This is a genomic window from Enterococcus sp. OL5 (genome assembly GCF_006491895.1).
GTDB lineage: Bacteria > Bacillota > Bacilli > Lactobacillales > Enterococcaceae > Enterococcus_D > Enterococcus_D innesii.
This window is the reverse complement of the sequence record NZ_VHIL01000010.1, coordinates 133710-149170: the sequence shown is the minus strand read 5'-3', so window position 1 is coordinate 149170 and position 15461 is coordinate 133710. Positions and strand designations below refer to the sequence as shown.

Sequence of the window (15461 nt, the reverse complement as noted above, 5' to 3'; positions counted from 1 at the left end):
TAAAATGAAAACATGCGAATTTATTGTGATTAGATAAAGCAGTGGAAAAGCAAAAATTGTGGAATAAAGATTTTGAAAGTTATAAAGTAGCCACAATGAAAAAATTTCTAGTTGGTGTTTCCAAAAAAAAATTGATAGTAAGAAAAACAAATTACTATGAATAATAAACATACAAATAATATAATATGACGATTATTTTAGATAATCTTATAGCTTCTGTTCTTCGAATCATATGTTTAAATTTCCTTTTGCGATTTTTTTATAGCCCACAAAGAAAGTCGATATAAATAGGAATGCTAACTGCAAAGATACTAAATAGCCATTTGTGGCTGTATTTGAAGTTAAATCAAATGTTGTAACTGGTTCATATTTATCAAATCCCATAAAAGGGAAAATAAAAGATGGTAAAAAATATACGATTAAAGGAAAAAACACACATATATATCGATTTTTAAAGTAGAAAGAAGAAACTAAACCAATATTGGCATATATAAATCCAAAAATACTACTATTTACTATAATGACAACAGCATATAACAATTGATTTTTTGAAAAAATGCTAGAAAATGCCCCTCCTATTACCCCTACATATGCATTAGAATAGTCAGGAAATATTAATAAATTTATTATTAGTAACAATGTCAATGGGAAGAATAAAGATAGAAAACCAGATAAACCCACACTAATAAATTTTTTAAAGAAATAATCTTCTTTCGATTCTCTAACAAATATTGCTGTAGTCATATTATTCTGAAAATCATTTATAAAAGAATCGGCCATTGGTAAAGCCGCTAACAACGGAGCCAATAAAGGGAGTATTGAGGAAGTGCTTAAGCTAAATCCAGAAAAGAAAATAGTTAAACCTTTCTCCATTTCGATAAGCAATATATTACCAGCTATTCCTATTACAATACTCAAAATTGATAAAACTATTGAAAAAACAAATAATTTTGATTTTAGCACTAACTTCAATTCGTAGTGTATATATTTCATTATTAAATCCCCTTTAGCAAAAAATCTGGCGCTATCATATATTTTAATTTATAAATTATTTTTCGTCTGGACTCCAACTTCCTTGAGCAGCAACTTTAACGGTAGTTGTTACAGGAGTTGCAATTCCAAGTGAAGTGTTGCTACCGTTATAAGAAGAACCGCCACCAGAGTAACTAAGTGTAATTCGGTCCCCAGACCCCATATTATAAGATGGGGTTATATTTGAACTATCCTTTTTTAAACGAATAGAGGTATTGATTCTTTTATTACCACCTATTGCAGAGTTATTATGAACACCTTTCCCTGCAGACTCTTTCTTCAATGAACCAGTAACGATTGCGCCTTGTCTAGGAATCGTTACATCATAGGTTGAAATACTTCTTGCGAAAGAAGGAATTACAAAACCAAAGAAAGATGCGATTATACCAATTGTCAAAACTAGTCTAATTTTTTTCAAAATAATATTCTCCTTTTATTGACAGCGCCATAATTAACCTTATCATTTATATAAACCTATATCAATATTTTTTTAACTTTTTACAGTCTTTTGACAAATAAATTATAGCTTAAAAATAAAATTAGAAATATTAAATTATTGATTTTCCTTAAAATTATTCCAGTAAAGTTTCAATTTAATCCCACCGATTTATTGCCGAGCTGATACCATGCTTCACCACCACTAGACCATATATCTAGTGGTTAAATATTGTATCTCTCACCTTATTTCTTTAAATCATAGAAGTATTAATTGGTAAACAAAATATAGATCTAAGCAATAATTCATTGCTCATCTCTAAATAATCTGCCATCAAATCACATTTTACTATTGATTTCTCATTGGACAAAATTAACCAACGAGCGAAGTTTGCCATCATTTGAAAAACCTAATAATTTTACGATTTTTTTTGGGGCTTTTTCATTCAGTGTATCTCGCCTTTTGTCTGATTTTAGTTTACCACGTATTGGGTAACGGTTTCACTGATAAATGTAATGAGTGAAAAGTGATAGCACTTCAATGAAATAGAAAATAAAATGCGGTCACTTTCTAAGTGCAGGAATCTCAAATCCCGCTTTTTCTTGCTCAAGCAACATATCTAAAGCGATACACATTAATTTCGATTCACTTTTCTTGTACTTGGTGTTCAAGTGCTTCAGTCCCTGCTTCCTCTTTTCATTAAGCGTTACAGGAAGACGTGTGTTTCCTTTTGCAATAGCCATAACTTGCTCTCCTTCATTGAAACGATCGTAGATTTGATAAAAGACGCAGCGAGCGTAAATCACACTCGCCGCAGCTTTGAACGGACTCTTTTCTACTGATTGTTTTTCATGACTTCCTTTGCTTCATCTGTAAGGGGAAAGACTTTTGCAACAGCCATGCCACAAGGAATTGCCCCTACAGCTTCCTCACAAATGACACCCGCTTCTATCAGTACCTCTTCAATGCCCGTATTTTCAGACCACCCTTTGATTGCGACGAAATCTTGTCTGATTCCGATACTCGTGTTTACCGTAGCCGTAGCAAGCAGCTCTTCTTCAGACTGACCTCTTCTTTTCTTAACCAGTTGAATCGCTACATTGTTATTATCTTCATAGTGATCAAATGTCACAATACATTTTTTCTTATTTAAAACGGCGTTCATAGTTTCTCCTCCTAAAGATAAGGAGTTACAAGGCAAAACCCTGATTATTCAGTGATTTCTTCTTTTAATTGATCCGCAAGTTTTGTAAGCTTTGCAGCGTTATCGAATCGCATTCTTTCTATAGAAGATTTCTTGTGCATCAAATCAGAGACAGTCATTGCTTTGACTTCGGATCTATTCTTGATTTCAGTGATCGAGTGACCGCTTTTAAATAGCAGCCATTCAATTTTTTCTTTATCTGCATACATATTTTTTCCTCCTGAAAGGAGTGTGACAATTAAAGCTTGCCACTACTCGCAATTATGGTATATTTTGAGTAGTAGCGTCCCGTGAAAGGATTTGTTACTGTGCATTTATTCTGTTCCCAGCAGAATAAATGCTTTTTTTGTTCCGTCTATTTTTAATAAAACCCCTCCTTAACCTAAATAAAATAACGGTATACCGTATATTTATTATATCACGGCATACCGTTCTTTTCAAGAACTATCTATAATTTTTTACCTTTCGCTAAAGCGATCAAAAGCCGTCGTATCGTTTATTTCGAAGTGCTTTGCTATGAAATAAATGACTGATACAGTAACCGAATTTCCAGCTTGTTTGTACAGCTGACTATTCGAAGTTTCTTGATCGTATCTGCAGTTATAGTGATCAAGCCCGTTACTGATTATTTCTTCAGCAATCTGCCTACTACCGAATTTCGCTGACAAAAAGGTCCAATCAGGAAACAACTGCAGTCGCCAACATTCAAGTGGTGTTAGTTTCCGGATCTGAAAAACATCGGTTACTACGGCTTGCTGATCACTTGTAACGTGGGTATATTTGCTTGCTGATTTCCCACACGTCCCCAACGTTTTGTAGATTTAGGATAAATGAAATTGATACTATCGGCTGGTAGTACTGCAGTATAGCCTTTTTTCGTGGCTGCTTTCACCAGTATTTTGGGTTTGTGGCCGCCACCACTCATGGTGGTAAGTGTAGGGCATAGCCATCTACGGAATGGATCGCTGCAGCTGATCGATAGGAACCATCGATCGACCCTGCCACGATAATTCCGTGACGATCTTGTGTGGTTAAGATAAACATCGGTGTTTCATTTTCCTTCATTCTACGGCCGTTTTGGCGAATAGTGGCTTTATCTGGCATTAGGATCGGAATCGCAATTTTATTTCCTTCCCCTTTGTTTGTGGTGATCGTAGGACTAAGTCCTGAAGCATCATATACTTGGCCATTCATTCCTCCACCGCTTGGATTGACGTTGCCAACAACGATTTGTTTCGGTGTTTTGTAGTCCGTTGCGGTCAAAGTCCCCATCAGACCATCTGTATATTACGTTCTTTCTCGTGTAAATCGACTTAAATCATTCGCTGCATGTGACGCCAGCTAAATGGATCCTTCCTGATTTTTGATCAACTGATCCTTCTTCTCTTGTGATAGGAAAATCTTTTTGGTACCTGCTCCTCTAAGATGTCCGATAATAAATAAACGCTCTCTGTTTTGGGCGACAAACTCTTTGCTTTTAAACAGTTGCCATTCCACGTCATACCCCAATTCATCCAAGGTTCGGAGGATTGTCTCAAACGTAGCCCCTCGTTCATGGTTGAGAAGTCCTTTGACGTTTTCAAGGTATAAAAGCTTAGGTCGCAAGGTAGATGCTAAGCGTGCATTATCAAAAAAGAGAGTTGCTCTAGTATCTGAAAAACCCTTTCTTTTTCCAGCAAGGCTGAAAGCTTGGCACGGAAATCCTCCCGCGATAATGTTCACACGTCCGATTCCTCGAATAAATTCATCTGAAAATTTTGTGATATCATACATTTCTACCTCCTGTTTTGTGTCAGGAATTGATTGATAACTTTTTCTGGCATGGCCATCGATCTCACAATACCCAACACATCGGTAGCCAGCTTGTTCCATCCCTAAACGAAATCCTTCGATTCCTGAAAAAGATCTAAAAAGGTGCCTTTATTTTCTGTTGTACCATTTTCCATTGTTCACTCAGTTTCTTCATGCGCATGAAAGGTATTTCAAGTACCTGATGGATTAAGAATACCGAGAAAATGGATGGTTAAATTGCGGAAAAATGGTGGTACTTAGACCTTTTTAAAGAAAGAAAAGCGATCTTTTTTGCCCTCCACCTTCCAGCTGCTCCCCACCACTTAGGAGGACAAAAAATAGACGTGCAAAGCACGTCTGTAGCGTCAATGATTGATATCTTACTGAAATCTTGCTATAATTACTGTGTAAAGAGGAGTTGCGTCAACAACTCCCCTACAGCACCGTTTAAGACGGTGGCAAGTTTTATATTATTTTAGTAATCAGTCAACTCGCCAAAGTTTAGTGACTGGTTACTTTTTTTTGTCGTTTTTTGCTGCAGTTAGGATGCCAAAGATAATCGTTGCGATTAAAGAACCGAAACTAATCATTAGCCCTAATGCTTCAGCTACAGACAAAAGGCTTCTCCTTTCTAAAGAGTTAGCACTTACTTTCATAAGCACCACCACCTTTCAAAAGATAGCCACCGTCACAAACTTTACTGTACTACTATTATACCAAAAACACACGCTATAAACCGATAGTTATCAAGGTTTTTAGCGTTTTGTCATGCGATAAGAGCGGTCTAAGTAAAGGAATTTTTTTCTCGTTTCATTGGTTAAAGGAACCATCCATTCGTCTTGTCCCGCATTGAAAGATCCCTTTTATTTCAACATCCGAAGAACACGCACCTGCACCATTTTTCTCTGACCTTACCTCAAGAAATCCCCACTCCTCACCCTTCCTCCTCCCAAGACAGCTCATCCAAGATCCTAATCAACTTTTGAACCTCTTGATTCAACATCGCACTCTTTAAATAGGCATATTGAATATAAAAAATTTCCTTATCTTCAGGGACTAACGGTATTTTCACTAAGCCTTCCATTTCTTGAAACACAGGAAATTCGGTCATCAAGGTAATGCCGATATTGGAACTGACCAGCTGGCCAATCGTCTGGACGTCTGAAAAATAAAAGGGGACTTCCGGCTTCTTCTTTGATTTCTCACTTAAATTCTGAAAAGCGCGCATGTGGGTATAGCCTTTTTCCAATAGGATAAAGGGATATTCGGCAGCTTCTTCGAATGAGATTTCCTTTTTTTCTGCTAATGGGTTTTCTTTTGACACAAAAATAAAAAACTCTTGTTGGTGCAATAATTTCACCTGCAGATTCGGGTGGACGAGGGGATTGACACTGCCCAGCAAGCTAAAATCGATTTTTCCTGACAATAGTTTCGAAAGCAATTCATTGGATCCCCCAGATACTAAGTGGAAATTCGAAATAAAGCGGATGATCTCTTTTTCATCTAAGAGTTTTGAAAAGACTTTGGAACGAATGATTGGCGGCAAACCGATGTGGGTCCGATTGTTTTTGGCATGGTCGATGGCTCTGTCTAAGGTCACAAATTCATCTAAGATATATTGTGCATGAGCCTTCAAAATTTCCCCTTCCGTGGTCAATGAGATGGAGCGATGTGAGGCTTCTCGCACGATCAAATCACAGCCATAATGCTCTTCCAAGCGTTTGACAGCGTAGCTGACGGTTGGTTGACTGACCGCAAATTTATGCGCCACTTGGGTAAAAGAAAGCATATCTGCCAAAGCGTTAAAGTATTCTAAATCTCGTATATTCATCGTCTGATTCCTCCCTTAACCGGTTTAAACTAGCAGCGGTTTTGTTATAAATAATTTTTATTATACCACCGATAGTTGACTATAATTCTGTCCGAGGATTAAAGTAGCTAATGGAAATGAACGAGTACTCAAAATATATCCATTGGAGGAACATAATGAAAGCACATGACATTTTAAATAACCCATTTTTAAACAAAGGAACTGCGTTTACACAAGAAGAACGAAAAGAACTAGGGTTGATCGGTTTATTGCCCCCACACGTGCAAACGATCGAAGAACAAGCAGAACAAGCCTATTTGCAATATGTCACCAAAGAATCAGACATTGAAAAACGTCACTTTTTAATGGAGATCTTTAATACCAATCGGACATTGTTCTACTATTTGTTCAACCAACATATCGTTGAATTCAATCCGATCGTCTACGATCCAACGATTGCCGATACCATTGAAAATTACAGCCGCCTATTTGTGGATCCTCAATATGCAGCGTACTTAGATATCAATCATCCAGAGAATATCGAAGAAACGTTGAAAAATGCCGCTGGTGATCGAGACATTCGCTTGATCGTAGCCACTGACGCTGAAGGGATTCTTGGGATTGGTGACTGGGGTGTCCAAGGTGTCGATATTTCTGTCGGTAAATTGATGATTTATACAGCTGCTGCTGGGATCGACCCTGCTTCTGTTTTACCAATCGTGATCGATGCCGGTACCAACCGTAAAGAATTGTTAGAGGATCATTTGTATCTAGGCAATCGTCAAGAACGTGTCTACGGTGATGCCTACTACCAATTCATCGATCAATTTGTTCAAACGGCAGAATCATTGTTCCCTAAACTTTACTTGCATTGGGAAGACTTTGGCCGTTCAAATGCTGCAACGATTCTGGACAAATACAAACAAACAATTCCAACTTTTAACGATGACATCCAAGGAACGGGAATCGTTGTACTTGGCGGTATCTTCGGTGCTCTGGATATTACAGGTGAAAAATTAACGGATCAAGTCTACTTATGTTATGGCGGTGGTTCCGCTGGTGCCGGGATTGCCAGCCGTGTCCATGCCGAAATGGTCAGCGAAGGTCTTTCAGAAGAAGAAGCCTACAATCATTTCTTTATGGTTGACAAACAAGGGCTTTTGTTTGATGATATGTCCGATTTGACTCCTGCACAAAAACCATTTGCCAAAAAACGGGCTGACTTTGCCAATGCTGGCGATATGACGCAATTGATCAATGTCATTAAAGTCGCAAAACCAACGATTTTGGTCGGTACCTCAACCAATGCCGGTGCCTTTACCAAAGAAGTTGTGGAAGCGATGTGTGAAAACACTGCTCGTCCAGTGATTTTCCCTATCTCTAATCCAACCAAAAAATTAGAAGCAACGGCTGAACAAGTAATCGAATGGTCTGATGGAAAAGCCTTTGTGGCAACCGGTGTCCCTTCAGGAACGATCCAATACAAAGGAGTCGACTACCAAATCGGTCAAGCAAACAACGCCTTGATCTATCCTGGTCTAGGATTAGGTATGTTGGCTTCAGAAGCCTCTCTCTTGACCGACGAAATGATTGGTGCCGCTGCTCACTCATTAAGTGGTTTGGTTGATTTGAGCCAACCCGGTGCACCTGTTCTTCCACCATTTGAATACGTTGCGGACGTTTCTATCAAAGTGGCTGAAGCAGTTGCCAATAAAGCCAAAGAACAAGGGTTAGCCCAAGCGCAAGAAACCGATATGGCAAAAGCTGTCCAAAATCTTAAATGGTATCCAACATACTAGGAAGGTCTGAAAAATGAATAAATTAAAAACGATGACGATTTCGGGAATTAGTCTTCCCTTGTATCTCTTTTTCATGGTTGTCATATTCAGTGCGATTGCCTTAGACAAGTTGCCATTAAATATGGTCGGGATCACCATTTTACTGGTTGCCTTAGGACACCTGCTGTATTTCATTGGGGAAAAACTCCCGATCATGAATTCTTATCTTGGCGGTGGGTCAGTTTTTACCCTGCTTGGTGCCACCCTTTTGGCCTCCTTCCATCTTGTTCCCACGAAAGTCATTGACGCGGTCAGTGACTTCATGGGGGGCGGTTTTGGTTTTCTTGATTTCTATATTGCCGCTTTGATTTGCGGCTCGATTTTAGGTATGAACCGCAATTTGTTGGTGAAGGCTTCTACGAAATTCATTCCTGTTGCTTTGATCACCATGGTAGTAGGCTTTTTCTCCGTCGGCCTTGTCGGTATGCTGCTAGGCAATGGATTCGCTGATTCGGTGATGTATGTGTCTCTACCAATGATGTCTGGCGGGATGGGGGCGGGAATCACCCCACTTTCACAAATTTATGCTGATGGCTTGGCAAACGGCAATCAAGCCGCCATCTTTTCTCAATTAGCGCCAGCAGTTACTTTCGGGAATATTCTTGCCATTATTGGTGCTTTATTTATCGCAAAGGCCTTTGCTAAAACCAAATACAATGGCCATGGCACCCTGATCAATGCCACGAAAGAAGAATTAGAAAAACCAAAAATAACGCTTGATGCCCAACAAATCGGGGTCGGGATGCTGTTTTCCTTTTCACTGTTGGTCGTTGGTGCGATTTTAAGCGACTTTTTCCCAAAAATTCACGAGTATGCCTTTATGATCGTGATTGTCTTTATTCTAAAAGCCTTGAACATTGTCCCTAAGAAACTCGAAGATTCTGTGGTGATGTTCAACAATGTTGTGATGACGAATTTGACCCACGCAGTCTTGGCGGGGATTGGTTTGGCATTGATCGATCTGTCAACATTGGCCTCTGCCTTTACTTGGCAATTTGTCGTGCTTTGCCTAACCAGTGTCGTATCTATGGGGGCTGCCAGCTGGTTCTTCGGGATGGTATTGGGGATGTACCCCGTTGAAACCGCAATTGGCGCCGGTATGATCAACAACTCGATGGGGGGAACAGGTAATATCGCTGTATTGTCTGCCTCTGATAGAATGGAAATGATTGCTTTTGCCCAAATGGCCAACCGTTTATGCGGTGCGATCGTGCTGATTCTAGGTGGAATCTTGATCCGTTTCTTCTATTCTTGATCTAAAACAAAAAACAGGTGCTGCTACGCATGATGCATAGCAGCAGCTGTTTTTGCATTCCTCAAACGAATTCGTCCAATTGGTTGCACGAATCGAACAAAGATTCAGCCATTCACTCATAAAAGAGCCAAAAAGAGCAGTGCCTCCGCACTGCTCTTGCTTTCCTGATTCATTCAAGGGTTACAGCTTCTTAAACAAGGTTGGTGCTTGATCAGGAGACCAAGTGGTGTCCCCGTAATTTGAGTGGGTGTTAATCACGACATAATTGCTGCCTTTATGGCTCACGATTTCACCACTTGTATACACTTCTGGTGCAGAGAATGTACCTAGTTTCCACACACGGTATTCTGACTCCCCGCCTCCAGGTGTTTCAGTTTCTTCTTTGGCATTGGTTTTCACGCTCAGCTGGTTACTGAAAGCGGATTGTTCGCCCGTTTTGCTGATTGCTTTGATTTGGTAATTGTAGGTTGTATCCGCTGCTAGATTCGTGTCTTCATAGGTTGTCCCTGTGGCTGTAGCAATTTTGACGCCATTGCGGTAAACGTCATATCCAGCGATCCCATTTGTATGAGTCGATGCTTGCCACATTAAGGAAACGCTGCTGTCTGTCACGCTCATTTGGTGCAGGTTGCCTGGTGTCGAAGGGGTTTCGACTTGATTGTCTGCTGAGGTAGTCACTTTCACTGCAGCACTTTTTTCTGAAACTAACGCAGTAAAGCCGACTGCTTCTACTTGATAGCTATAGGTTGTGTTGGCTTTTAATTGTGTGTCGGTAAAAGTTGGCTCAGTAGTCGTTGCCACTAAGGCACCATCGCGATACACGTTGTATTCTTTCACATCGGTTTGACCGTTCCATGCTAAAGCCACCGTGCTGCTAGTCACTCGTTCTGAGCGGACATTTGCTGGTGCTGCTGGTTTTTCGGGAATGACCGTTGAGCCGGAAACGTTGACGTCGATCACGTTATAAAAGGCATTTGGCGTATCGGCAACATCCCAGACCGCTAAAATGACATGGTAACCGAGACGATTTTCTGGAATGGTAATGGTATGGCTTGGGCTATTGCTGGCAGCCGAACCATCGTGATTCACAGTAGCGATCAATTCCAAGCTATCTCTTGAAAGTGGCGCGTTTTGATCCCAACCTGGTTTCGTGATATAGTAATGCCATTTTGTGGTCTTGTGAGGCGCTGTATAATGCCAATTGACCCGCAATGGTCCTTGATTGATGTCTTGTTTGGTCCAACGATTGGTTCCTTGTTCATCAAGAACAAAGTCCCCGATTTGTCCGAGTCCACCATCTGCCGAAGCGATGCGACCATCTACTGGTCCTGCTTCTGGAAAGCCTTTTTTCGTTTCCAATGATTGTGGGTTTGAAATGACATTGCCATATTTCTCAAACGCAGCGCTCCATCCTAACGTATTGCGATCCAAAGACCCTTGATAGCCCCGACTGACCGGTGATTCCACATAACCATGAGCAAATACTTGTTTCCCCGTGAAGAACAAGCTCCCTCCAAGTAAGATTGCCACCCCGACCGACCATTTTACCAATGCGTTTTTCATACTCTGCCTCCTAAAATTTTTTATCATCGAATAAACCAATCCTATCCGTTTATTCCTTGATTCCGATTCATTGAAAAGCAAACTCTACATTTAAAAATAGTTTATTTATATATGTATGATAAACGACTTAATCATTATAAGATTATAATGACTAGTTTTCCGTCCTTTCAGTTAGAAATACAAAAAAACTTGAAACGATTCTCCTCCTAATCACTTAAGAGGATTCGTTCCAAGTTTCTTTCTTTATAGACGATCTTTTTCAGGAAAAAACAGCCGCTTATTTCCCGTTTTCTTTCACATAGTCAGAGGATTGCGCGCCTGCTTGGCGACCAAAGACCATAATGTCGGCTACAGCATTGCCGCCGATTCGATTTTGTCCGTGGATACCGCCGGTCACTTCACCTGCTGCATACAAGCCAGTGATTGGTGTGCCATCTTCTTTCAACACTTGGGTCTTCGTATTGATCTTGACGCCGCCCATTGTATGGTGGATCCCAGGTGCAATTTGAATCGCATAGAATGGTCCTTCCGTCAAATCATAGTCCATCGCCGTTTCACGACCGAAATCTTTGTCGGCTTTGTCTGCCACTGCTTGGTTCCATGTATCTAAAGTTTTCTTCAAGGTTGCTGGATCGACATCGATTTTTTCAGCTAACGCTTCGATGGTGTCAGCTTCTACCACTACACCTTGTTCTTTGTAGTAATCGACTTGTTTGGCTCTACCTGCTAACGCATTGTCAAAAATCAAGTAGGCATAGCTTTCTGGCAGATCCGTGATAGCAGCTGAAACATTGTCGCGGGTTTCTAATTCATTGTAGAAACGTTCCCCTTGTTGGTTCACCAAAATGGCGCCTTCTCCACGAACGGTTTCACTGATCAACATACCTGTATCTTGAACCACTGTTGGATGGACTTGGATTTGATCCATATCAACCGTTGCGCCGCCTAATTCTTCGATCATCTTGATGCCATCGCCTGTACTTCCTTCAGAAGTCGTGCTGACATAGCCTTTCAGATCTGGACGATATTTTTCGATCAGTTCTTTGTTGGAGCCAAAACCACCAGTAGTAACAACCACTGCATCACCAGCGATTTCTTTTTCTTCGCCATTGATTTTCACGTTGACGCCAGTGACTTTGCCGTCTGTTTCATTGATTTTTGTCACATCAGCATTTACAAATAAAGGAATTTCTTGCTCATGAATGTTTCTCAACAGGCCATCCACCAAATACGTACCGACTGCTGAACCGTCGTGAGGACGATGGATCCGTTTTACGCTGGCACCACCGCTATAGCTGATATTGTCTAAAGTGATCCCCATTGAATCCAACCAATCAATCGCTGAAGCAGAGTTGTCTACTAAATAATGCAGCAATTCTTGATCGTTGGTTCCTTTACCACCTTTAAGGGTATCTTCAAAAAATTGTTCATTCGAATCTTCAATGCCTTGGGCTTCTTGGAATTTGGTTTCTGATGCGTTCATTCCGCCAGAAGATTTCAAGGTATTTCCGCCTGCGATCGGCATTTTTTCTAAAATGACTGGATTCATTCCAGCATCTTTAGCCGACAAGGCTGCTGCCATCCCTGCACCGCCAGCACCAACGATGACGATATCATATTGATCTTTTAACTCTGCTGGATCGGTATACTCTTGTTGGGAAGCACCTGAAGTGACTTCACTTTCTGAAGAAGAGCTTGCCGCACTGCTGCTGGCTTTTGTTCCGCCATCGGCACCACATGCACTAAGCAACAATAATGAGGCTGCCCCAATCACCCATTTTGACCATCCACTTTTTTTCATTTGTTTCCCTCCGTTTTTCTTTTTGCCCTTTTCTCCTCACTGATCCCCGTCATATATGATGAGAAAAGAAGCATTTTTCTTGCGAATCCTGCTTAACTTGTTACTTTATTAACAATGGTAAACATCTTGCGATCGGACTATTTTTCTATTCGATAGCGATAAAAACATTGTTTAAGCAACATTTAAACAGAGTTCTATTTTATTTAACCATTGTAACAAAAAAAGAAACTAAGTGTATCGTAATAATTTGTGTATATTTTAACTATCCATTCTCATCTTTTTCTAATTTTATCGGAAAAAGATACTATATTTTCCTCGCTACTTTCTGCTATTCAAAGCTGCCACAAAGGTCCCGCTCATAGAATGACCGTTAAGTTCGCGGTCAAAAAGATATTGTCGCGATTGTTCTTTCACTGTTCTTTTCCCTTTGTCCTGCGCCTTCTTTTGTATAATAAAAGAAAAAGCAGAAATGGAGTGGCAAATGGAAAAATTGACCCGGATGTTCGAGCGAGTGATCAGTATCTGTATTGATAGCATGTTAGCGATCTTAGTCGTTGTCGTCTTGATTTTTATGGGAAAAGCGATTTTTATGATCAGCACGACGCTCTTTCCTTTAAGTGAAGCGCCCCACCTGTCCTTTTTGATTGAAGAAATTGCCACGTTATTCATTTTGTTAGAAATCATTTTGATGTTGCTGCGGTATATGAAGGACGGACACCATATTCCCGTCCGTTACTTGATTTTGATCAGTATTACTGCGATTTTGCGCGAGCTATTGTTGACGCAAGGCATGGCGAACGATGCCCTATTTTTTGCTCTAGCGATTTTTGTCTTGGTACTGGTCTTGCTAGTCCTGCAAAAAATCAATGCCTTCCAGCATGCCCAAGAAAAAGACCACTGAAACTAGCCCGTCGGATCAGTTGGGTTCAGTGGCTTTTTCGGGATCAGTTAGAGGAATACCAATATAAAAGGTGGTTCCTTTAGGCGTACTTGTAACATCGATCAACCAGTCGTTTTTTTCCACGATTGAAGAGACAGTGAAGAGTCCTAGACCAGTACCGCCAGTGGCACTCTTGGTCGTGAAAAAGCGGGTAAAGATTTTTTCTTGGATTGCTTCTGGTATGCCGGGACCGTTGTCGACGATTTCGATCAAAGCAAACTCCTGTTGCGCTGGGAATGCTTGCTTACGAAACGGAAAGGTGGCGGTTTTTGTCGAAGTGCGACTCAATCGAATGCTGCAATCGGCATTTGCTTGGTACACATTCATCAACAAATTGTAAATAATGACTTGCAGATCGATCTTCTCGTAGACGGCATATCCTACTTCTTGGATATCATACGTAAGGGAAAAGGCTTTTGGCAACAGTGCGCGCATAGTATCGATGGCTTCTGTCAAGGTAGTAGCGATCGACTGCACAGTTTTATCGGCACTTTCGAGTTTCGAAAAACGTAGCACATTGCTGGATAACTCTTTGCCTTTTTCCGCCGCTTTGCAGACTTCTTGCAAGTCCTCCACTAAGACTTCATCGTGTTGGTTTTCCTCGATCAGCAATTGCAGATGACCAATCATAGGCGTCAAAAAGTTGTTTAGGTCATGGACGATTGAGGTCGTTAGCAAGCCAATGGTTTCCAGTTTTGATTCTTGCAAAATGTTTTTTTCGATTTCGTGCTTTTCTTTTAACAGCCGTTGTCGTTCTTTCAATGCTTGGTTTTCGACATAGGCTTGATTGCGTTTCATGTAGTTTTTGATCAGTACGGTCAATAAAATCATAATGACAAACAACAAACCCAGTAGGCCGATCAAAATCAAGTTATCTTGTAAAAAGAGACCGCTTTGCTCCAAAAAATCGGCATTGCTGGCGACGATCAGCCGACTGTCGCCGATGGTGATCCATTGATAAGCAGCCAATTTCAGCACTTTTTGCAGTGTTTCTTCGTTCCACCAATAAGAATAATAGACGGAGGTGCCTTCTTCATTGTCGATTTGTTCTTGCTCCAAGCGCTCAAGATCGGTGAAATCCAGCTCTGGAAATTCTTTTTTGCGGCTCTCAACGATGGAAAAACCAATTTGTTCGTCCGATGGGTGCATAACGATCCGCATATCGGCGTTTTTGACCATCGTATAGCCGGAAACATTGCGATCGGTGGTAAATTCATGATGATACATGCGCTGCAGATTCAAAGGCATCACAAGAACCGCTTCTTTGTCGTCAAGGGTTAGGGACTGATACACATTTAAATAGGCCTCTTTACCATCGAAATAGACTTGCCCATTTTGTACCTGCCGACCCGCCAATACTTTGTCTAAGGATGGATCTTTAAATAACAGTTCCTGCATCGTTGGATCTTGTGGTTTATTTATAGACGTTGCGGTATTTTGGGCGATGACCTGACCTTGTTGGTCGATCAAAAACAATCCGACCATGGCATTGTTCGCGGAATTGATTACTGGTAACGTTAAGGGGCGCTGCAAATCAGCCAAGGCGGCACCTTCGAGGTGGTCATCGGCATAATTGGCAAGAGCCATGTGGTACGATTCGATACTACGGCTGATCAGCTTGATCGCCGCTTGGTTGACCGTTTCTAACTGCCGCAGCCCGACGGTTTCAGCTTGTCTTTGTGCGCTTTTATAACTTGTAAAGGTAAAAATAAGTCCAATCAATGTAATGAATAAGGTAGCGACCACGCTTAAATACAGCCAAAACTTTGATGGCGGTTTCATTGTAAACCC

General features: G+C 40.8%; 15 protein-coding genes and 1 pseudogene. 3 read left to right on the top strand and 13 right to left on the bottom strand.

The features are described from left to right. Window positions 1-228: 228 nt before the first annotated feature. The 10 genes and pseudogenes from FJU10_RS12575 to FJU10_RS12530 form a co-directional block, all read right to left on the bottom strand. Window positions 229-993 carry a hypothetical protein gene (locus FJU10_RS12575; protein ID WP_140966072.1) on the bottom strand — a complete coding sequence of 255 codons (765 nt, stop codon included), beginning with the start codon at window positions 991-993 and terminating at the stop codon, window positions 229-231. A 55-nt stretch (window positions 994-1048) separates the two neighbouring features. Then, the gene (locus tag FJU10_RS12570; RefSeq protein WP_005233107.1) at window positions 1049-1450 is read right to left on the bottom strand and encodes a hypothetical protein; all 402 of its coding nucleotides are present in this window, start codon (window positions 1448-1450) and stop codon (window positions 1049-1051) included. Between the two features lie 581 nt (window positions 1451-2031). Next, window positions 2032-2211: a hypothetical protein gene (locus FJU10_RS12565; protein WP_010748127.1), complete on the bottom strand. Its 180-nt coding sequence runs from the start codon at window positions 2209-2211 to the stop codon at window positions 2032-2034. 92 nt (window positions 2212-2303) lie between these two features. Beyond that, complete coding sequence (locus FJU10_RS12560) at window positions 2304-2633, bottom strand: hypothetical protein (protein WP_140966071.1); 330 nt, start codon at window positions 2631-2633, stop codon at window positions 2304-2306. A 44-nt stretch (window positions 2634-2677) separates the two neighbouring features. Continuing rightward, the gene (locus FJU10_RS12555) at window positions 2678-2881 is read right to left on the bottom strand and encodes a hypothetical protein (protein ID WP_005233104.1); all 204 of its coding nucleotides are present in this window, start codon (window positions 2879-2881) and stop codon (window positions 2678-2680) included. Window positions 2882-3130: 249 nt separating this feature from the next. Beyond that, window positions 3131-3481: a DNA cytosine methyltransferase gene (locus FJU10_RS12550; protein ID WP_223273059.1), complete on the bottom strand. Its 351-nt coding sequence runs from the start codon at window positions 3479-3481 to the stop codon at window positions 3131-3133. A 112-nt stretch (window positions 3482-3593) separates the two neighbouring features. Further along, a complete protein-coding gene (locus tag FJU10_RS12545; RefSeq protein ID WP_005233100.1) occupies window positions 3594-3944 on the bottom strand; it encodes a hypothetical protein in 351 nt (116 codons plus the stop codon). 122 nt (window positions 3945-4066) lie between these two features. Further along, window positions 4067-4544, bottom strand: a pseudogene (locus tag FJU10_RS12540) (DNA cytosine methyltransferase); the annotation flags it as partial. Window positions 4545-4975: 431 nt separating this feature from the next. Next, window positions 4976-5119 carry a putative holin-like toxin gene (locus FJU10_RS12535; RefSeq protein WP_086298857.1) on the bottom strand — a complete coding sequence of 48 codons (144 nt, stop codon included), beginning with the start codon at window positions 5117-5119 and terminating at the stop codon, window positions 4976-4978. 278 nt (window positions 5120-5397) lie between these two features. After that, window positions 5398-6294: a LysR family transcriptional regulator gene (locus FJU10_RS12530; RefSeq protein WP_140966070.1), complete on the bottom strand. Its 897-nt coding sequence runs from the start codon at window positions 6292-6294 to the stop codon at window positions 5398-5400. A 116-nt stretch (window positions 6295-6410) separates the two neighbouring features. Between FJU10_RS12530 and FJU10_RS12525 the strand changes: the two genes are divergently transcribed. Further along, window positions 6411-8072 (top strand): malolactic enzyme, encoded by a 1662-nt coding sequence (locus tag FJU10_RS12525; protein ID WP_276525021.1) that lies wholly within the window; start codon window positions 6411-6413, stop codon window positions 8070-8072. Window positions 8073-8085: 13 nt separating this feature from the next. Continuing rightward, complete coding sequence (locus FJU10_RS12520) at window positions 8086-9366, top strand: 2-hydroxycarboxylate transporter family protein (protein ID WP_005230514.1); 1281 nt, start codon at window positions 8086-8088, stop codon at window positions 9364-9366. A gap of 180 nt (window positions 9367-9546) precedes the next feature. Here FJU10_RS12520 and FJU10_RS12510 read toward each other — a convergent pair whose 3' ends face one another. Both FJU10_RS12510 and FJU10_RS12505 read right to left on the bottom strand, forming a co-directional pair. Continuing rightward, window positions 9547-10929 carry a lytic polysaccharide monooxygenase gene (locus FJU10_RS12510; RefSeq protein ID WP_189372316.1) on the bottom strand — a complete coding sequence of 461 codons (1383 nt, stop codon included), beginning with the start codon at window positions 10927-10929 and terminating at the stop codon, window positions 9547-9549. 277 nt (window positions 10930-11206) lie between these two features. Beyond that, window positions 11207-12730: a flavocytochrome c gene (locus FJU10_RS12505; RefSeq protein WP_005233089.1), complete on the bottom strand. Its 1524-nt coding sequence runs from the start codon at window positions 12728-12730 to the stop codon at window positions 11207-11209. Between the two features lie 481 nt (window positions 12731-13211). Between FJU10_RS12505 and FJU10_RS12500 the strand changes: the two genes are divergently transcribed. Then, window positions 13212-13631, top strand: a complete 420-nt coding sequence (locus FJU10_RS12500; protein WP_008381850.1) for a phosphate-starvation-inducible PsiE family protein — start codon at window positions 13212-13214, stop codon at window positions 13629-13631. 15 nt (window positions 13632-13646) lie between these two features. Here the strand turns inward: FJU10_RS12500 and FJU10_RS12495 are convergent, their stop codons facing one another. Continuing rightward, window positions 13647-15452: an ATP-binding protein gene (locus FJU10_RS12495; protein ID WP_140966068.1), complete on the bottom strand. Its 1806-nt coding sequence runs from the start codon at window positions 15450-15452 to the stop codon at window positions 13647-13649. Between the last annotated feature and the right edge of the window lie 9 nt (window positions 15453-15461).